19 protein-coding genes are annotated in these 18,119 nt (G+C 73.7%); 11 read left to right on the forward strand and 8 right to left on the reverse strand.

Annotation, left to right across the window (positions count from 1 at the left end):
* The first annotated feature begins 97 nt into the window (after positions 1-97).
* From paaA to paaE, 5 genes are read left to right on the forward strand one after another with little or no spacing between them, the layout of a single operon-like run.
* Positions 98-1,081, forward strand: coding sequence for a 1,2-phenylacetyl-CoA epoxidase subunit PaaA (gene paaA / locus ACZ4WV_RS16845; protein WP_465747285.1), 984 nt, complete (start codon positions 98-100; stop codon positions 1,079-1,081).
* A 32-nt stretch (positions 1,082-1,113) separates the two neighbouring features.
* On the forward strand, positions 1,114-1,455 hold the full coding sequence (gene paaB, locus ACZ4WV_RS16850; protein ID WP_465747287.1) for a 1,2-phenylacetyl-CoA epoxidase subunit PaaB: 342 nt from the start codon (positions 1,114-1,116) through the stop codon (positions 1,453-1,455).
* 13 nt (positions 1,456-1,468) lie between these two features.
* Positions 1,469-2,371, forward strand: coding sequence for a 1,2-phenylacetyl-CoA epoxidase subunit PaaC (paaC, locus tag ACZ4WV_RS16855; RefSeq protein ID WP_465747289.1), 903 nt, complete (start codon positions 1,469-1,471; stop codon positions 2,369-2,371).
* Positions 2,365-2,904, forward strand: a complete 540-nt coding sequence (gene paaD, locus ACZ4WV_RS16860; RefSeq protein WP_465747291.1) for a 1,2-phenylacetyl-CoA epoxidase subunit PaaD — start codon at positions 2,365-2,367, stop codon at positions 2,902-2,904. The genes paaC and paaD overlap by 7 nt, the downstream gene beginning before the upstream one ends.
* Complete coding sequence (gene paaE / locus ACZ4WV_RS16865; RefSeq protein WP_465747293.1) at positions 2,905-4,110, forward strand: 1,2-phenylacetyl-CoA epoxidase subunit PaaE; 1,206 nt, start codon at positions 2,905-2,907, stop codon at positions 4,108-4,110.
* 125 nt (positions 4,111-4,235) lie between these two features.
* On the opposite strand, the gene ACZ4WV_RS16870 is transcribed toward paaE, so the two are convergent.
* On the reverse strand, positions 4,236-5,405 hold the full coding sequence (locus tag ACZ4WV_RS16870) for an NAD(P)-binding domain-containing protein (RefSeq protein ID WP_465747294.1): 1,170 nt from the start codon (positions 5,403-5,405) through the stop codon (positions 4,236-4,238).
* A gap of 69 nt (positions 5,406-5,474) precedes the next feature.
* Complete coding sequence (locus ACZ4WV_RS16875) at positions 5,475-5,846, reverse strand: YbjQ family protein (protein ID WP_465747296.1); 372 nt, start codon at positions 5,844-5,846, stop codon at positions 5,475-5,477.
* Between the two features lie 123 nt (positions 5,847-5,969).
* Between ACZ4WV_RS16875 and ACZ4WV_RS16880 the strand changes: the two genes are divergently transcribed.
* From ACZ4WV_RS16880 to ACZ4WV_RS16890, 3 genes are all read left to right on the forward strand, one after another.
* Positions 5,970-6,899, forward strand: coding sequence for a hypothetical protein (locus ACZ4WV_RS16880; protein WP_465747297.1), 930 nt, complete (start codon positions 5,970-5,972; stop codon positions 6,897-6,899).
* A gap of 133 nt (positions 6,900-7,032) precedes the next feature.
* Entirely contained in the window at positions 7,033-7,596 is a 564-nt protein-coding gene (locus ACZ4WV_RS16885) for a hypothetical protein (RefSeq protein WP_465747299.1), read from the forward strand.
* A gap of 186 nt (positions 7,597-7,782) precedes the next feature.
* Positions 7,783-8,496, forward strand: a complete 714-nt coding sequence (locus tag ACZ4WV_RS16890; protein WP_465747482.1) for an aminoacyl-tRNA hydrolase — start codon at positions 7,783-7,785, stop codon at positions 8,494-8,496.
* A gap of 158 nt (positions 8,497-8,654) precedes the next feature.
* Here the strand turns inward: ACZ4WV_RS16890 and ACZ4WV_RS16895 are convergent, their stop codons facing one another.
* The 3 genes from ACZ4WV_RS16895 to ACZ4WV_RS16905 form a co-directional block, all read right to left on the reverse strand.
* Positions 8,655-9,401, reverse strand: coding sequence for a hypothetical protein (locus ACZ4WV_RS16895; RefSeq protein ID WP_465747301.1), 747 nt, complete (start codon positions 9,399-9,401; stop codon positions 8,655-8,657).
* Between the two features lie 95 nt (positions 9,402-9,496).
* Positions 9,497-10,243, reverse strand: coding sequence for a hypothetical protein (locus tag ACZ4WV_RS16900; RefSeq protein ID WP_465747303.1), 747 nt, complete (start codon positions 10,241-10,243; stop codon positions 9,497-9,499).
* Positions 10,240-11,157, reverse strand: coding sequence for an ABC transporter ATP-binding protein (locus ACZ4WV_RS16905; RefSeq protein WP_465747304.1), 918 nt, complete (start codon positions 11,155-11,157; stop codon positions 10,240-10,242). Before ACZ4WV_RS16905 ends, ACZ4WV_RS16900 begins: the two co-directional genes overlap by 4 nt.
* Positions 11,158-11,336: 179 nt before the next feature.
* Here ACZ4WV_RS16905 and ACZ4WV_RS16910 point away from each other — a divergent pair, with 179 nt between their 5' ends.
* A complete protein-coding gene (locus ACZ4WV_RS16910; protein ID WP_465747306.1) occupies positions 11,337-12,644 on the forward strand; it encodes a sensor histidine kinase in 1,308 nt (435 codons plus the stop codon).
* Positions 12,641-13,345: a response regulator transcription factor gene (locus tag ACZ4WV_RS16915; RefSeq protein ID WP_465747308.1), complete on the forward strand. Its 705-nt coding sequence runs from the start codon at positions 12,641-12,643 to the stop codon at positions 13,343-13,345. The genes ACZ4WV_RS16910 and ACZ4WV_RS16915 overlap by 4 nt, the downstream gene beginning before the upstream one ends.
* 145 nt (positions 13,346-13,490) lie before the next feature.
* On the opposite strand, the gene ACZ4WV_RS16920 is transcribed toward ACZ4WV_RS16915, so the two are convergent.
* From ACZ4WV_RS16920 to modA, 3 genes are all read right to left on the reverse strand, one after another.
* Entirely contained in the window at positions 13,491-14,594 is a 1,104-nt protein-coding gene (locus tag ACZ4WV_RS16920) for an ABC transporter ATP-binding protein (protein WP_465747310.1), read from the reverse strand.
* 146 nt (positions 14,595-14,740) lie between these two features.
* A complete protein-coding gene (locus tag ACZ4WV_RS16925) occupies positions 14,741-15,544 on the reverse strand; it encodes an ABC transporter permease (protein ID WP_465747484.1) in 804 nt (267 codons plus the stop codon).
* Between the two features lie 110 nt (positions 15,545-15,654).
* Positions 15,655-16,515, reverse strand: a complete 861-nt coding sequence (gene modA / locus ACZ4WV_RS16930) for a molybdate ABC transporter substrate-binding protein (RefSeq protein ID WP_465747312.1) — start codon at positions 16,513-16,515, stop codon at positions 15,655-15,657.
* A 423-nt stretch (positions 16,516-16,938) separates the two neighbouring features.
* Here modA and ACZ4WV_RS16935 point away from each other — a divergent pair, with 423 nt between their 5' ends.
* On the forward strand, positions 16,939-18,006 hold the full coding sequence (locus ACZ4WV_RS16935) for an RNA ligase (ATP) (protein WP_465747314.1): 1,068 nt from the start codon (positions 16,939-16,941) through the stop codon (positions 18,004-18,006).
* Positions 18,007-18,119 lie beyond the last annotated feature (113 nt).

Consider the following 18,119-nt stretch of genomic DNA (forward strand, 5'->3'; position numbering starts at 1 on the left):
GAATGGTACCGACCGAACGGTCAGTCGGTTGGCGCCCGGAGCCAGGGCGGGACAGCCGCCAGGGCGGGACAGCAGAGCGGGAACACGAGAGGGGACCGTGGTGACAACAGAGGCGACCGAGGCGATCCCCGCGCAGACGCCGGAGGACCGCTTCGAGGCGGTGATCTCCGCCGAGCAGCGGATCGAGCCCAGGGACTGGATGCCCGACGCCTACCGGGCCACCCTGATCCGCCAGATCGCCCAGCACGCCCACTCCGAGATCATCGGCATGCAGCCCGAAGGCAACTGGCTCACCCGCGCGCCCTCGCTGCGCCGCAAGGCCATCCTGCTCGCCAAGGCCCAGGACGAGGCCGGCCACGGCCTCTACCTCTACGCCGCCGCCGAGACCCTCGGCGTCGACCGTGCCGAGCTCACCGAGAAGCTGATCAACGGCCGCCAGAAGTACTCCTCGATCTTCAACTACCCCACCCTCACCTTCGCCGATGTCGGCGTGATCGGCTGGCTGGTGGACGGCGCCGCGATCTGCAACCAGGTCCCGCTGTGCCGCTGCAGCTACGGCCCCTACGCCCGCGCGATGGTGCGGATCTGCAAGGAGGAGTCCTTCCACCAGCGTCAGGGCTACGAGCTCCTGATGACCCTGATGCGCGGCACCGAGGCCCAGCGCCGGATGGTCCAGGACGCCGTCGACCGCTGGTGGTGGCCGTCGCTGATGATGTTCGGCCCCCCGGACGCCGACTCGCCGAACACCGCCCGCTCGATGGCCTGGCGGATCAAGCGCCACACCAACGACGAGCTGCGGCAGCGCTTCGTCGACATGACCGTCCCGCAGGCCGAGCACCTGGGCGTCACCCTCCCCGACCCCGAGCTGCGCTGGAACGAGGAGCGCGGCGGCTGGGACTTCGGCGAGCCGGACTGGTCTGAGCTGACCAGGGTCATCCACGGCCAGGGCCCTTGCAACGCCCAGCGGATCGACCGCCGGCGGGCCGCCCATGAGGACGGCGCCTGGGTGCGCGAGGCGGCCGTCGCCTACGCCGCCAAGCGCGCCGCCGAGCAGCGCACCGAACAGGAGAACGGAAAGTGACCGAGCCCAAGGCCGCGTCCCCGGCAGTACCCATGGCAGAGCCCGCGCCCGGGCCCACCGGAGAGCCCACGGCAGGGCCCACCGCCGAGTCCAGGGCCGGCTGGCCGTTGTACGAGGTGTTCGTGCGCCCCCGGCGCGGCCTGAACCACGTCCACGTCGGCTCGCTGCACGCGTCCGACGACCGGATGGCGCTGCTCGCCGCCCGCGACCTGTACACCCGCCGCAACGAGGGCGTCAGCCTCTGGGTGGTCCGCTCGGACGCGATCACCGCCTCCACCCCGGACGAGCGCGACCCGTTCTTCGAGCCCAGCGGCGACAAGGTCTACCGCCACCCGACCTTCTACGACATCCCCGAGGGTGTCCCGCACATCTGACGGGGGAGCCACCGTGCACGACCACACCACGTCCACCGAGGACGACCACGTCTACCTCAGCCTCACCGACGCCACGCCCGGCCCCGAGGGTGAGGGCCGCTGGGCCTACGGAACGGGCTTCGCCGATCCGCTGCTCGGCGTAGACACCGCGCTGCCCGCCGGTCTGGACGGCGCCGACCTCGCCGCCTACTGCCAGATGCTCGGCGACGACGCCCTGATCCTCGCCCAGCGGCTGATCGAGTGGTGCACCCGGGCGCCCGAGCTGGAGGAGGAGGTCGCGCTCGCCAACCTCGGCCTCGACCTGCTCGGCCAGGCCCGGCTGCTGCTCACCCGAGCCGGTCAGGCGGACGGATCCGGCCGTAGCGAGGACGACCTGGCGTACTGGCGGGAGGAGCACGAGTTCCGCAACGTCCGCCTGGTGGAGATCCCGAACGGCGACTTCGCGTACTCCGTCGCCCGGCTGCTGCTGTTCGCCACCGCCCGCGGCGCCCTGTACGAGGCGTTGAGCGCGCACCCGGACCCGGTACTGGCCGCGGTCGCCGCCCGGGGCGTCAAGGAACTGGCCTACCACCGCGAGTACGCCACCGCCTGGACGTTGCGGCTCGGCGACGGCACGCCGCACTCGGCGGAGCGGATGCAGGCCGGGCTGGACGCGGTCTGGCCGCTGTTGGAGGAACTGTTCACCGGCCACCCGGTGGAGCTGCGGGTCGGCGTCGACCCGGCGCGGCTGCGCGAACCCGTGCTGCGCTCGCTCGGCGCCGTCATCGCCGAGGCCGGGCTGACCGTGCCGGACGTCCCGCCGCTGGCCACCGTGCTCGGCCGGGCCGGCCGGGACGGCGTGCACACCGAGGCGCTCGGCCCGCTGCTGGCCGAACTGCAGGTGGTGGCCCGCGCACACCCGGGGGCGACGTGGTGACCGACACCGTGACCACCCGCGACCTGGCCTGGTCGGTCGCCGCGGCCGTCCCGGACCCGGAGCTTCCCATGCTCACCCTGGCGGACCTGGGCGTGTTGGCCGACGTCGAGGTGGACGGCGCCGACGGCGCGGTGACCGCCTGGCTGACCCCGACCTACTCCGGCTGCCCGGCGGTCGCCGAGATGGCCGCGGACGTGGACCGCCGACTGCGCGCGGCCGGGTACCCGGACGTCCGGGTACGGCTGCGGCTGGACCCGCCGTGGTCCACCGACCTGATCACCGCAGAGGGCCGGCGCAAGCTCGCCGAGGCCGGCATCGCGCCGCCGCGCCCCACCTCGGCGGTCGCCGCCGACGGCCCCGTCCCGCTCACCCTCGGGCCCACCCGCGCCAGTGGCTCCGCCGCCCCTGTGCCCTGCCCGCAGTGCGGCGGCACCGACACGGAGGAGCTGTCCCGCTTCGGCTCCACCGCCTGCAAGGCGCTCTGGCGCTGCCGCGCCTGCCGTGAGCCCTTCGAACGTGTCAAGGAGATCTGAATGCCCGCCGCCTCTCCCGCCGCAGCGTCCGCAGCGTCCGCGGCCTCCGCGACGTCCCCGTCCGGTGTGAACGGCGCGAACGACACGGACGGCACGGACACCGCGAACGCCGTGCGACCCGCCCGCCGCCCGACCTTCCACCGGCTGCGGATCGACCGGGTGGAGCGGCTCTGCGACGACGCCGTGGCGGTGACCTTCGAGGTGCCGGAGGACCTGGCCGCCGACTTCGCCTTCCGGCCCGGGCAGGCCCTGACCCTGCGCAAGGTGGTGGACGGCGTCGACGAGCGCCGCTCGTACTCGATCTGCGCCCCCGTCGGCGGCCCGCTGCGGATCGCCGTTCGGGAGGTGCCCGGCGGGCTGTTCTCCCGCTGGTTGGTGCGCGAAGCCCGGCCCGGCGAGGAGGTGGAGGTCCTCACCCCGTCCGGTCTGTTCACCCCCGAGCTCGGCGTCCCCGCCGACCACGTGCTGCTCGCGGCCGGCTCCGGCATCACCCCGATGCTGTCGATCGCCGCCTCCGTGCTGGCCGCCGACCGCCGCTCCACCGTCACCCTGCTCTACGGCAACCGGCGTAGCGACACCGTGATGTTCGCGGACGAGCTGGCCGATCTGAAGGACCGCTACCTCGGCCGGTTCCAGCTGGTCCACGTACTCTCCCGGGAGACCAGAGACGCCGAACTGCTCAGCGGCCGGCTGGACCCGGAGCGGGTGCGGGCGCTGCTCACGGCGCTGGTGGACGTCGGCAGCGTCGGGCACTGGTGGCTGTGCGGGCCGTTCGGGATGGTCGCGGGCGCGAAGGAACTGCTCGCCGAGATGCGGGTGCCCGGCGAGCGGGTGCACCAGGAGCTGTTCCACGCCGAGGACGAGCCGCTCGCCGAGCGCGACGAGGACTGGGAACGCGCGGACGGCGATGCCGAGGGGGGCAGCGGCGAGCGCAGCGAGGTCACCGTCGTCCTCGACGGCCGCGGCAGCACTCTCACCCTCCCGCGCGACCGTTCGATCCTGGACGGCGCCCAGCGCTCCCGCCCCGACCTGCCCTTCGCCTGCAAGGGCGGGGTCTGCGGCACCTGCCGTGCCCTGGTCACCGAGGGCGAGGTGGAGATGCGCCGCAACTTCGCGCTGGAGGAGAAGGAGCTGGCGGCCGGCTACGTCCTCACCTGCCAGGCCCGTCCGCTCACCGATCGGGTGACGGTCGACTACGACCGCTGAGACCTCTCGGACGGCCAGGATCGGACGGCGGCGACTCAGACGGCGGCGGCTCAGGCAGCGGAACGTCAAGCGGCGGTATGTCGGACGGCGGAACGTCGAACGGCGGCATGTCGGACGGCGGAACGTCAGACGACGGCGGCCACTCTCTCGGGCGCCCTCCCGGCGCCCGTCGGCACCGGCCCGGCCTGCGTCGGCACGCTCCCGGGCTCCCTCGCCGGGTCCCCGAGCAGCTTCACCAGGTCGTTGACGGCAGCGCGCCCGGCCCGGTTGGCGCCGACGGTGCTGGCCGACGGGCCGTAGCCGACCAGGTGGACGCGCGGGTCAGCGGTGGCACGGGTGCCGGTGAGGGCGATGCCGCCGCCGGGGGAGCGCAGGCCGAGCGGGGCGAGGTGGCCGACCTCCGGCCGGAAGCCGGTCGCCCACACGATCGCGTCCACCGCCAGCTCCTGGTCGCCCCAGGCGACCCCGCGCTCGGTGAGCCGGTCGAACATCGGCCGGCGGTGCAGGGCGCCCAGCTCCTCGGCGCGCCGGTAGGCGACGGAGGGGCCGAGGCCGGTCACGCTCACCACGCTGGACACCGGCAGCCCCAGGCGGACCCGCTCCTCGACCTTGGCGACCACCGCACGCCCGTACTCGGGAGTGAACGGGCCGTCGTGGTAGACGGGCTCGGAGCGGGTGGCCCAGACGGTCTCGCCGACCGCCGCCACTTCCGACAGCACCTGGATCGCCGAGGCGCCGCCGCCCACCACCAGGACGCGCCGGCCGGCGAACTCCTCGGGGCCGCGGTAGTCGGCGTAGTGCAGCTGACGGCCCGCGAAGTGCCCCGGGTAGTGCGGCAGGAAGGGGCGGGTCCAGGTGCCGGTGGCGTTGATCAGCGCGCGGGTGGACCAGGTGCCCCGATCGGTCTCGACCAGCAGTCGGGAGTCGGGACGCTGCGACTCGGCGCGCACCGCGCGGACGGCGACCGGGCGCACGACCGGGAGCGCGTGCCGTTCCTCGTACGCCGCGAAGTACCCCGGCACCACCTCGCGTGCTGGGGCCTCGGGGTCGACCGGCGGAAGCCCGGCGTCCGGGAGGTCGTGGAAACCGTGCACGGTGGCCATCTGCAGGGACGGTGAGCGGTGGGCCCAGGCACCGCCGGGCGAGGCGTTGCCGTCGAGCACCACGAAGCCGCCCTCGACGCCCTCCCCGTACGGGGCGAACCCGCGACGGCGCAGGTGATAGGCGGCGGACAGGCCCGCCTGCCCGGCACCCACCACCAGGACGTCCACCCGCCGCTCAGGCGCGCTGGGCATGGCACCGTTCGTTGCACCGTAAACAGTCACGCCGGTGAAACATCCGGCGGACAGCGGCTGTTCCCAGCCTCAGGCGATCGGGGTGATGACCGCGGCCGTGCCGTAGGCGCAGACCTCGGTGCCCACGTCCGCCGCCTCGGTCACGTCGAAGCGCATCATCAGCACCGCGTTGCCGCCACGCGCCTTGGTCTGCTCGATCAGGCGCTGCATCGCCTCGTTGCGGCTCTCCACCAGGGTCTTCGTCAGCCCCCGCAGCTCACCGCCGATCAGCGACTTCAGTCCGGCGCCGATCTGGCTGCCGAGGTGGCGGCTGCGCACGGTCAGACCGAACACCTCGCCGATCACCTGGTCGACCCGGAAGCCGGGGATGTCGTTGGTGGTCACGACCATGACGTCGGCGTTCGGGCCCTGCCCACCACCGTACTCGTTGATGTCAGCCATACCGCCCATCCTGCCGGGGTCCTGCGTCCGAGTGACGCAGGCGCGGCCGGGGGTGGCCGAGAAGGCTTCGCGAAGCTGGATCAGACCGGTGATCGGGCGGCCGAAAAGCCGTACCGTAGCCCCATGGGCGAGCGAAACGATCATCCGCAGGGGCCGGGCGCGGCGGAGTACTCCGGCGCGCCGGAGATCGAGGCGACGGTGGTGCTGGGCCTGCGGATCACCGACTGGCCGGCGCTGCGCGCGGCCGCGATCAGGGCCGTCGAGGACCTGGACTTCGAGGGCATCGACCCGGCCGGCCAGCGCCGTGAACTACTGCGCGAAGTGGCCGAGGACGCCAACGCGGCGCTCGGGGCGCTGCTGCACCCCGACCGGCTGGTGGCCGTCATCCCGGGCGTCGAGGCGATCGGCGGCACCCTGGAGATCAGCGTCACCGAGGACTTCACACCGGATTTCGCCGACCTGTTCCCGCTCGACAGCGAGGACGAGGACGGCGGCGCGGGCGCCGACTGGACGCTCACCCCGCGCACCGCCTGCCTGCTGCACGCCCAGCTGATCGGCCTGGGCGACGCCGCGTACGACGACCTCGACGAGCACGGGGACGACCCGGTGGTCGACGGCGAGGACGCCGACTGGACGGTCTTCGCTCGCCTGCCCGAGCGCACCTGGCGCCTCCACCGGGGCTGGCGCCGCTCGATGGCCCGGGCCTTCGACGACCTGGCCGAGGACCTCGCGCTCGGTGAGTGGCCACTGCCGCGCTGCCTGGCCGAGGAGCTCGCGCTGCGGATGGCGCTGGTGGACGCCCGGACGCTGCTGGGCTCCCAGCCCGAGTCGGTGGCCGACATGATGGGCGATCTGCCGGCCGACCTGTACGACTACGACTGGGACGGCTGCCACGACGAGCTGTTCGGCGTGTACGGACCGGACGACGGGGACCCGGAGCTGGGCGCGGAGCAGCGCACCGAAGTGCTGCTGGCGGCGACCCACCCTGAGGGGTGGTTCCTGACGTACGAGGACGCGGAGGAACGGGACCCGCAGCGCGGGTACCGGCGCTGAGCGGGCGTCGAGCGGCGGGCCGGTCCTCCGGGGACGGTTCCGGGGCGGTCCTCGGGGCGGTCCCGGGAGCCGGGCGTGGCGGCGGACGGGCGGCTAGGCTGCGGGCATGTCCGATGCGTCTGATGTGACCGGTATGTCTGGCTCCCTCGGCTCCTCTGTTGCTTCCGGTGCTTCCGCTCCTGCCGGCGCGGTCGGCGGTGCCGGTTCCTCCGGTGGGGCGGGTGAGTCCTCGGCGGAGCCGGACGGGGACGAGTCGGCGCTGACGCGGATCGCGCTCGGACTGGGCGGTGTGCAGGCGGCGCAGCGCGGGCGGACGGCGGAGGCGCGGGCCAGCCTCGAGGCGCTGTGGGAGGCGCTCGGCGAGCGGGACGTGCTCCACCGGTGCGTGCTGGCGCACTATCTGGCCGATCTACAAGAGGACCCCCGGGCCGAGCTGGAGTGGGACCGGCGGGCCCTCGCGGCTGCCGACTCGCTGTCCGCCGAACGCGCCGAGACCTATGAGCCGGCGCACCAGGTGCGCGCCTTCTATCCCTCGCTGCACCTCAACCTGGCCTCCGACCACCTCAAGCTCGGGGAGCCCGAGCGGGCGCGCGAGCAGCTTGAACGGGCGGTGCGCAGCCTGGACGCGCTGCCCCAGGACGCCTACAGCGCGGGCATCCGGGCAGCGGTGGACGAACTGCGGCAGCGGCTGCGCTGAGTCGCCGGGGCGCCGGCTGCTGAATCGGGCGGGGGTGGCCCGGGGCGGGTGCCGAGGGGCTGGCATGCTGGACGGGTGACTTTTCCGTACGACTCCCCGGCGCCCGACTCCCCGGCGCCCGACTCCTCGGCGGTCGGCTCTCAGGTGTTCGACGCACCGGCCTCCGCTCCCGCGACCGACGAGACTTTGGCCCCCGGGGACTCCGCCGGTGCTGAGGACTCCGCCGGTGCCGAGGGCCGCGATGCGCGGCCGCAGTACGTGCTGCCGCTGGTCGTCCGGCTGGAGAAGGCCACGCCGCCGGGGCGGACGGACGCGCTGGAGACCTCGGCGCGGGCTGTCCTCACGCTGCTCGCTGACCCGAGGGTGACCGAGGTGGACGGCGAGTGGGCGGAGCGGGTCACGGCGTGGGAGGACGCCCGGATCCGCAAGGTGGTCCGGCGGGCCCGCGGCGGCGAGTGGCGCCGGGCGGGAGAGCTGCCGGGCATCACGGTGCGGGGACAGGAGGCGGAGGTGCGGGTGTTCCCGCCGATTCCGCTGGACGGCTGGCCGAAGGAGCTCGCCAAGCTCCAGGTCTCCGGGACGGACCTGGAGGAGACGGCCGAGGTCGGCGCGCCCGGGCCGGGGCTGCCGGTGTTGTGGCTCAACCCGGAGCTGGAGATGAGTGCGGGCAAGACGATGGCGCAGACCGGGCACGCCGCCCAGCTCGCCTGGTGGCGGCTCGACGACGCGCAGCGCAAGGAATGGGCGGAGTCCGGGTTCGCGCTCGCGGTGCGGACGGCCTCGGCGGAGACGTGGACGGGCTTGGTGCGCAGAGACCTTCCGGTGGTCCAGGACGCCGGCTTCACGGAGATCGCGCCGGGCAGCTGCACGGTGATCGCGGATCATCCGGCGCTGCGGTGAAGGGGGGAGGGGAGCGGTTGGCTGCTGGCGCTGGCTCCCCGGAGGGACGACGGCGGACAGATGACAGGTGACAGATGACAACTAACAGATTTCGAAATCTGTTAGTTGTCATCTGTTCGCGGTCGCCTGTTATCTGTTCGCCTGGCCGGCCGCGTTCGCTACCCGCCCGAACCCTCGTAGCGCCGCATCGCCCGCAGCCCGCCGTACGCCGCCGTGGTCGTCCAGAGCGCCAGGATCAGCAATCCTGCCCAGTGGCCGTAGTGGATGCCGGGCTCGCTCTGGGTGCGCATCGCGTACAGGCCGGCCCGGTCGGGCAGGAACTGGCCGACCTCCCGGACGCCGGGGATCGCGGCCAGCCAGGTGGTGCCCAGGAACACCATCGGAGTGAGCAGGCCGAGCGCCGCAGTGAAGTTGCCGAGCATCGCGGTCAGGCCGAGGCAGAGCAGGACCATCATCGGGTGGTAGAGCACGCCGGCCAGGAAGCTGCGGCCGAGGCCCGGGGTGGACAGGTCCAAGCCCACGGTTGTGCGGACGGCGAGGAAGCAGCCCGCCGTCGACACCAGTCCCACCAGCAGCCCGAGTCCGCCGCCGAGCGCGAGCTTGGCGCCGTAGAGGCGGCTCCGCCGGGGGACGGCGGTGAGCGAGCCGCCGATCATCCGCGTGTTGAACTCCTGCCCGATCAGCAGGATTCCGAGGCAGGCCAGGGCGACGTGGCCGAACAGCAGGCCGTAGTAGATCCCGCCGGCCGGGTCCTCGCCGGGGGTGTGGTCCTTCGCGCCGTACGCGGCGTTGACGGCCGCGGTCACTCCGACGGTGATGACCACGGCGGTCAGCGGCGCCGCCCACTGCGAGGGCAGGGTGGTGAACTTGATCCGTTCGGCGCGCAGGGCGTTGCCGAGGCTCATCCTCATCTCTCCTTCGATCGATCCTTCGCCCGCGATCACATGGCCCACGTCGCTTGGCCCACGGTTACTTGGTTCACAGTCACTTAGCGCCGCAGTCACTCGGCCCGCCGCACGGCCCGTAGGCCGCCGTACGCCGCCAGCGCCGTCCAGAGCGCCATGATCAGCAGCCCGGTCCAGTGCCCGAACGCGACCTGCGGGTCGTCGGCGTAGTGCAGCGCGTACTGGCCGGCCCGGTCGGGAAGGAACTGGACCACCTGGCGAACTCCCGGCACGCCGGCCAGCAGCGGCGAGAGCAGGAACACCGTCGGGCCCAACAGGCCTATGGCGGCGGTGAGGTTGCCCAGCAGCGCGGTCGCCCCGAGGCAGAACACCACCAGCAGCGCCGGGTACAGCACTCCGGCCGTGACCGCTCGCGCGAAGGCGGGGCCGTGCCAGCCGCCGGGCGTGGTCGCCGCGTATCCGGCGAAGGCGCCCGCCGTGCCGAGCGCGCCCGCCCCGAGGCCGACCAGCGCGCCCAACGCCAGCTTGGCGCCGGAGAGGCGGCTCCGCCGGGGGACGGCGGTGAGCGAGACGTCGAGCATCCGGGTGTTGAACTCCTGGCCGATCAGCAGTACGCCGAAGGCCACCAGGGCCGCCTGGCCGAAGTTGAGCCCGTAGAAGACGCCGACGCCCGGGTCGTCGGTGATGGTGTGGTCCCTGCCGCCGAGGGCGGCGCCGACGGCCGTGGTGGTGCCGACGGTGAGCAGGACGGCGAACAGCGGCGGGAGCCAGAGCGAGCGGAGCGTGGTGAGCTTGATCCGCTCCGCCCGGAAGGCGTCGACGGCGTACCACCGCGGTCTCATGCGGTGGCCTCCGCGCGGTACTCGACGCTCTCGGCGGTCATCCGCATGAACGCCTCCTCCAGCGAGTCCTGTTGGACCGCGATCTCGTACAGCACCACGCCGTTGGCGGCGGCGAGCGCCGCGATCCGCTCGGGTTCGGCGCCGGTCACCTCCCAGGCGCCGCCGCCGACTTCGACGGCGTCGAGGCCGTGGCCGCTCCCGCCGAGCAGGGCCGCCAGCTTGCCCGCGTCCACGGCGCGGACCCTGATCCGGCTGCGGCCGTGGCGGTCGAGGAACTCGGAGGTGGCGGCGTCCGCGAGCAGCCGACCTCGTCCGATCACCACCAAGTGGTCGGCGGTGAGCGCCATTTCGGTCATCAGGTGGGAGGAGACCAGCACCGCCCGGCCCTCGGCCGCCAGGTCGCGCAGCAGTGTGCGGATCCAGCGGATGCCCTCCGGGTCCAGGCCGTTGACCGGTTCGTCCAGCAGCAGCACCTGCGGGTCGCCGAGCAGGGCCGCCGCAACCCCGAGGCGCTGGCGCATCCCGAGCGAGAAGCCCCGGATCCGGCGCTCGGCCGCCTCCGCCAGCCCGACCTGGGCCAGCACCTCGCCGACCCGCCGCCGCGACAGGCCGTTGCTCGCGGCGATCCAGCGCAGGTGGCCCTGCGCCGTCCGGCCGCCGTGCAGGGCGTGGGCGTCCAGCAGTGCGCCGACCTGCCGAAGCGGCGCGGCGAGTTCGGCGTACCGGCGGCCGCCGACCAGGGCGTGCCCGGCGGTGGGGTGGTCCAGGCCGAGGATCAGCCGCATGGTGGTGCTCTTGCCGGCGCCGTTCGGGCCGAGGAATCCGGTCACCACGCCGGGCCGGACCTCGAACGACAGGTCGTCGACGACCCGTCGGCCGTCGTACTCCTTGGTCAGGCCCTGGATCTCGATCACGGCCGCCCTCCCGTCCTCGCAGTGGTCACCGCCCGTGTTCCGGGCGGTGGTCCCATTCGACCGGAGCGGGCGGGCGAGCGGATCCCGCCGGGGCGGGGACGCGGCTCCCTCCCGGGAGGGAGCACCCGGCAACCCGCCGGGGGAGCACGGGAACACCCTTGACCTGGCAGGATGGCCCGATGCCACGAATGACCGCGCCCCGGCTCCGGCCGCGCCGGGGCGGAGAAGCCGGGTACGTGCCGCCCAGGGCCCTCGCGCCGCTGGTGGCCGGTGCCACCTACGCCCGGCTGCTGCACCTGCTGGTCGGATGGATCTTCGCCGGCGTCGTCCTGATGATCTATCCGGGGACGTTCCAGACGAGCCTCGGCGCGATCCTGACGAAGGCCGTCTGCCTGGACGCGGTACTGCTCGTGCTGGTCGCGCTCATCCCCGCGGCGCGCCGGGCCGAGGGCGTTCAGGCGCGGCTCCTGCTGGTGCCCGACCGCGAGGAGGACATCGGCGTGGAACCCTCCCGTACCTGGACGGACCGGCGGCGCACCGCGGGCTGGTTGATCGGGCGGGTGGCGTTCGGCTCGGCGGTCGGCTTCGCGATCGTCTTCGGACTCGCCCCCGCCTTCGACCTGCTGACCGGACCGCGCGCCTTCTGGTACCTCCCGCTCGCCCCGCTCCTGGCCCTCGGCTACGGCTGGCTGGTGGTCTGGGCCGGACGCCTGCAACTCGCCATGGCCGCACGGTTGCTGGGGCCGTCCCCGGCCGAGCGGCTGGCGGAGGCGGAGCTGCGGGCCGAACGGCTGCTGGAGCGCAACCGGTTGGCCCGCGAGCTGCACGACTCCATCGGCCATGCCCTGACCGTGACGGTCCTTCAGGCCGGAGCGGCGCGGGAGGTCGGGGACGCGGCCTTCGTCGCCAAGGCACTCGAAGTCATCGAGGAGACCGGGCGGCAGGCCATGGAGGACCTCGAACGCACCCTCGTCCTGCTGCGCGAGACCCCGGCGGGAGCCGCCGGCGGCGCGGCCACCGAACAGCCCGGCGTCGACCAGCTGCCCGCCCTGTTCGACACCGCCCGCGCGGCCGGCAACCCGATCGAGGCACGCATCGAGGTGCCGACCGGCGTGCTGCCCGGAGTGCTCTCGCGGGAGTCCTACCGGATCGTCCAGGAGGGCGTCACCAACGCGCTCAAGTACGCGCCCGGCGAGCCCGTCGACGTCCGGATAGCCGTCCGGGACGGGCACTTGGAGCTGCGCTGCGCCAACCGCCTGGTGTCGGCGGCGGGTCGGGGCGCCCCGCGCAAGGGCGGCAAGGGGCTGCGCGGCATCCGCGAGCGCGCCGTCCTGCTCGGCGGCGTGGCCACCGCCGGGCCGTCCACCGCCGGGCCGTCCACCGCCGGGGACGCCGACGGGAACGGCGACGGGAACGGCGATGGGACCGGGGATGGGGCCGGGGCATGGGTGCTCGACGTGCGGCTGCCCCTACGCTTGGGCCCGTGACGAACGATCTTGGAAACGGCCGTCGGAGCGTGGCCACCGGCCCGGTCGACATCCTGCTCGCCGACGACGAGGACCTGGTCCGGGCCGGAATGCGCGCCGTCCTGGAGGCCCAGGGCGACCTGCGGGTGGTCGGCGAGGCCGCCGACGGCGCGGAGGCGGTGGCACTGGCCCGCGCGCTGCGCCCGCACGTGGTGCTGATGGACGTCCGGATGCCCGTCCTGGACGGCCTGGCCGCCACCCGCGAACTGCTGCGCCCCGACGGCTCCGGGCAGCGGCCGCCGCGGATCCTGGTGGTGACCACCTTCGAGAACGACGACTACGTGTACCAGGCGCTGCGCGCGGGCGCCGACGGCTTCCTGCTCAAGCGCTCCCGCCCGGCCGAGATCGCCCACGCGGTCCGGCTCGCGGCGGCGGGTGAGTCGCTGCTGTTCCCGGCCGCGATCCGCCGCCTGGCAAACGGGCACGGCAACCCCGCCGCCCGCGCCGCGATGACCCGGGCGGCGCTGACCGAGCGCGAGGCGGAGGTGCTGCGGCTGATGGCACGCGGGCTCAGCAACGGGGAGATCGCCGAACAACTGTTCCTCGGGGTACAGACGGTGAAGACGCACGTCAGCAGTGTGCTGGCGAAGCTCGGCGCGCGGGACCGCACCCAGGCGGTGATCGCGGCGTACGAGTCGGGGTTCGTCGAGCCCTCGGAGTGACGGCCCTGGGCGCAGCCGTTCTTGGAGTAGCGGCTCCGGGGCTGACGGCTCCCGAGCAGCGTCCCGGGAGTCGTCCCTTCCGCGTGGCGCCTCGCAGCGGTGCCGTCGGGCGGCCGGGCCATCGGGTCGTCGGGCTGCCGCGGGGTCAGGCCGGGTAGGCGTGGGCCTGAGTGGCCTTGACCGAGGCCCAGACCGTCGACCCCGGCGCCAGCCCCAGTTCCGCGACCGCCGCCGGGGTGAGGTCGGCGGCCATCGGCAGGCTCCCGGCCAGCTCGGCGCGCACCTGGTCGCCGTGCAGGTCCAGGCCGGTGACCTCGACCTGCCACAGGTTGCGCGCGCTGGACTGGGGCCGATCCCGGTGCAGCGTCACGGCGGAGGGCGGGAACGCCACGAAGGCCGGGCCGCTCAGCTCCTCGGCGGTGACCACGACCGTGCCCTCCGGCAGGGTGACCCGGGTGCCCTCCGCCCGGCCCTGGTACAGGTTCAATCCGACCAGACGGGCGATGTAGTCGGTGCGCGGCCGCCGGGCGACCTCCGCCGGTCTGCCGGACTGCACCTCCCGGCCGTCCTCGATCACCACCAGCCGGTCGGCCAGCACCATGGCGTCCAGCGGGTCGTGCGTGACGAGCACCGCCACCGCCTCGAACTCGACCAGGTGACGGCGGAGTCGGGCCCGGACGTCGAGCCGGGTACGGGCGTCCAGGGCGGCCAGCGGCTCGTCCAGCAGGAGCAGCCGGGGGCGGACGGCCAGCGCGCGGGCGAGAGCCACCCGCTGCGCCTGCCCGCCGGAGAGCCGGCCGGGGCGCACGGAGGCGTACTCGGCCAGGCCCATCCGGTCCAGCCAGGCCGCCGCCTCGGCCCGGGCCTCGCGCTTGGGACGGCCCTGGCAGCGCGGACCGAAGGCGACGTTCTCGAGCGCGCTGAGGTGAGGGAACAGCAGGTAGTCCTGGAACACCACGCCGACCGGCCGCTCCTCGGCCGGAATGTGCAGGTGTCGGGCCGGTTCCTCCAACACCCGGCCGTCCAGTCGCAGGTGGCCGCCGGTGAGCGGGAGCAGTCCGGCCAGGGCGCGCAGCGCGGTCGACTTGCCGGCGCCGTTCGGACCGAGCAGCGCGATCACCTCGCCGGGGGCGGCGGTGAGTGCGAGGTCGAGGGTGAACGCGGCACGCTCGACCCGGAGGCGGGCGTCCAGGGCGGGGCCCGGGGCGCTCTTCGCGTTCGCGGTGCTCGCGGTGCTCGAGGTACTCATCGTGCTCATCGACTCCGCATTTCGGCTCTGCGCTTCCGGGTCAGGGGCTGGTTCCGGGGCTTTCTGGGCCGGCTCCAGGGCCGGCGTCGGGATCGGCGTCGGAGTCGGCTTCGTAGTCGCCGTCCGGGTCGGCTCCGCGGGGGCCGCTACGGGGTCGTCGACATCCAGCGGTCGCGCAGGCCGACCAGGACGGCGACGGAGACCGCGAGCAGGACCAGCGAGAGGGCGATCGCAGCCTGCGGGTCGGACTCCATGGCCAGGTAGACGGCCAGCGGCATGGTCTGGGTGCGGCCGGGGAAGTTGCCCGCGAAGGTGATCGTCGCGCCGAACTCGCCGAGCGCCCGGGCCCAGGCCAGTACGGCGCCGGCGGCGATCCCCGGTGCGATCATCGGCAGGGTGACCCGGCGGAACGCCGTCAGCCGGGAGGCCCCCAGCGTCGCGGCCGCCTCCTCGTAGCGGGGGTCGGCCGCCCGCAGCGCGCCCTCGACGCTGATCACCAGGAAGGGCATCGCCACGAAGGCCTCGGCGATCACGACGCCGGTGGTGGTGAAGGGCAGGGTGATGCCGAAGGCGGAGTCCAGCCAGGAGCCGACGATCCCGCGCCGCCCGAGCACCAGCAGCAGCGCCACGCCGCCGACCACCGGGGGTAGCACCAGCGGCAGGGTCACCAGCGCCCGGACCACCCGCCGGCCCGGCAGCTCGGTGCGGGCGAGCAGCCAGGCCAGCGGGACGCCGAGCACCAGCGAGACCGCGGTGGCGGCGGTCGCGCAGATCAGCGACAGCCGGAGGGCCTCCCAGACGGCGTCGCTGGTGAGCTGCTCGGACAGACCGCTCCACGGCGCCCGGACCAGCAATCCCACCAGCGGGAGGGTCAGGAACGCCAGACCGAGCAGCGCCGGGAGCAGCAGCGTGACCGGGACGCGGTGCGCGCCCCTGCGGCGGCGCGTCAGGGCCCTCGCGGGTCCTGCGGCCGCCGGTGTGCCCCGGCCCGTGGAGCCGTCGCGGCCGGTGGGGCCGTCGCGGCCGGTAGAACCGTCGCGGCCGGTGGTGGTGCGGTCCCTCACGGCGCCTGGAAGCCCGCCGCGGTCAGCACCTGCTTGGCCTCGGGCGACTGGATGTACGCCACGAAGGCGGCGGCGCCGTCCTTGTTCGGGGCCTTGGCGAGCGCGGCGATCGGGTAGTCGTTCACGGCCTTGTCGGCCTCGGGGAAGTCCACGCCGTCGATCTTCGCAGCATCGGAGCGCACATCGGTCTTGTACACGAGTGAGGCGTCGACCTCGCCGAGCTCGACCTTGGTGAGGGCGCCCTTGACGTCCTGCTCCAAGGTGACCGGCGTCAGGCTGAGGCCCGCGGCCTTCAGCGCGGTCTGGGCGGCGGCGCCGCAGGGCACCTCCTTCGCGCAGAGCGCGACCTTCACGCCGGAGGCGGTGAGGTCCTTCAGGCCCGCGATGTGCTTGGGGTTGCCCTTGGGCACGGCGATGGTGAGGGTGTTCTTCACGAAGGTCTTTGGCTCGCCACTGGCACCGCCCGCGTCGGTGACGGTCTTCATGGTGGCCGGGCTGGCGGCGGCGAACACGTCCGCCGGGGCACCGGAGTTGATGCTGGCGGCGAGGGCGGAGCTGCCGCCGAAGTTGAACGAGACCTTGGTGCCCGGGTTGGCGGCCTCGAACTTCTTGCCGAGGTCGGTGAAGGTCTCCTTGAGGGAGGCTGCGGCGAAGACGGTGACGGAGCCGTGGGCCTTCGGGACGTCGCCGGTGCCGGTGGCGCCGCCCGTGGCGGCCACGGTGCTGGTGCTGCTCGCGCTGCTGCCCGCAGTCGAGGAGGAGCCGCCGCTGCTGCAGGCGGTGGCGCCGAGGCTGAGGACGAGGGCCGCCGTGGCGGCGACGGCGAGTCTGCGGGTGGCGGTGGTGCGGGTGCTCATCGGGGCTTCCCCTCCAGGGTTCGCGCCGGAAGGGGCGCGGGCGCGGGGCCGGACCGCAGGTGCGGCCATTACGGCGATCATAGTGCCGCAAATGCGAGTGATAAATCCCCTGTCACTTCGCACAGACGGGCTGCGACGAGCGGCTCGGGGCCGCTGTGGGAAGGCTCAAACGGCATGGACGGCATGGACGGCATGGACGGGATGGATAGAACCAAGCGGCGCGGGCGGTCCGGGCCGCCCGGGCCGTCCGGGCGCCCCGGACGCGGCGGCTGCGGTCGGAAGCGGTGGCAGGCTTCGGTCCCGCCGGGAAAACCCGTCGCGTCGAGGCTGGTGAAGGGGACAGAGTGTGCGCAGCCCGGCCGTACGACCGATGAGCGGTCGTGTCGGGCGGGCCCACGATCGAGCCCGGGGAGGGAGTCCGCCATGTCCACACTTCGAGTCACCGCCGAGAGGCTCGTCATCCTTGAGCACCCGAACGCCGACGCTCTGGAGCTGGCACAGGTCGGCCTCTACCGGGCCGTGGTGGCGAAGGGTGTCTACCGAAGCGGTGACTACGCCCTCTACATCCCCGAACAAGCCGTCCTCCCCGAGCAGTTGATTGATGAGCTCGGGCTGACCGGCAAGCTGGCCGGCTCGCGGGCGGACCGGGTGAAGGCGGTACGGCTGCGCGGGGAGCTCTCCCAGGGCATCGTCTGCCGGCCCGCCGCGCTCGGCGACACCGATCTGGCCGGGGCCGCCGACCGGGACGAGGACTTCGCCGAGCTGCTCGGCATCGTCAAGTGGCAGCCGCCGGTGCCCACGTCGATGAACGGCGAGGTGGTCAGCGCACCGGACCTGCTGCCCTGGGTGGACGTCGAGAACCTCAAGCGCCACCCCGACGTGTTCGAGCCCGGCGAGCCGGTGGTGCTCACCGAGAAGCTGCACGGCAGTTGCTGCCTGGTCACGTACACCGCCGCGACCGGCGAGGTGCAGGTCTCCTCCAAGGGGCTCGGCGCGCAGGGGTTCGCACTGGTCGAGGACGGGCGCAACCTGTACTGGCGGACGGTGCGCGCGTACGACATCCCGGCGGTGGCGGCCCGGCTCGCCGAGCGACTGGGCGCCGAGCGGGTCGGCATCTTCGGCGAGGTGTTCGGCGAGGGCGTCCAGGACCTGACGTACGGGGTGTCCGCACGCGGCGGGCGGCCCGGGTACGCCGCGTTCGACGTGTCGGCCGTGATCGACGGACAGCTGACCTGGCTGCCCGCCGCCGAACTGCTGGAAGACACCCTGCCGTTGGTGACCGAGCTGTGGCGCGGGCCGTTCGACACCGGGACGGTGCTGGCGTACGCCCAGGGAAAGGAGACCCACTCCGGGCGCGAACTCCACCTGCGCGAGGGCGTGGTGATCCGGCCGGTGACCGAGCGCTGGAGCCCGGTGTTGGGCGGACGGGCGATCGCCAAGGTGGTCAGCGACGCGTATCTGACCCGCAAGGGCGGCACCGAGTACGAGTGAGCGGGGCGATTCCGGTCGGGGGCGGGTGCGCGTGGTCCGCACCCGCCGTTCGGCGGCCTTCCCCTATCACTTCCGCAGCTGAATACCCGTCAGTAAGGTTGGGAGGTCGCCAG

The organism is Kitasatospora sp. NPDC029312 (assembly GCF_055569215.1).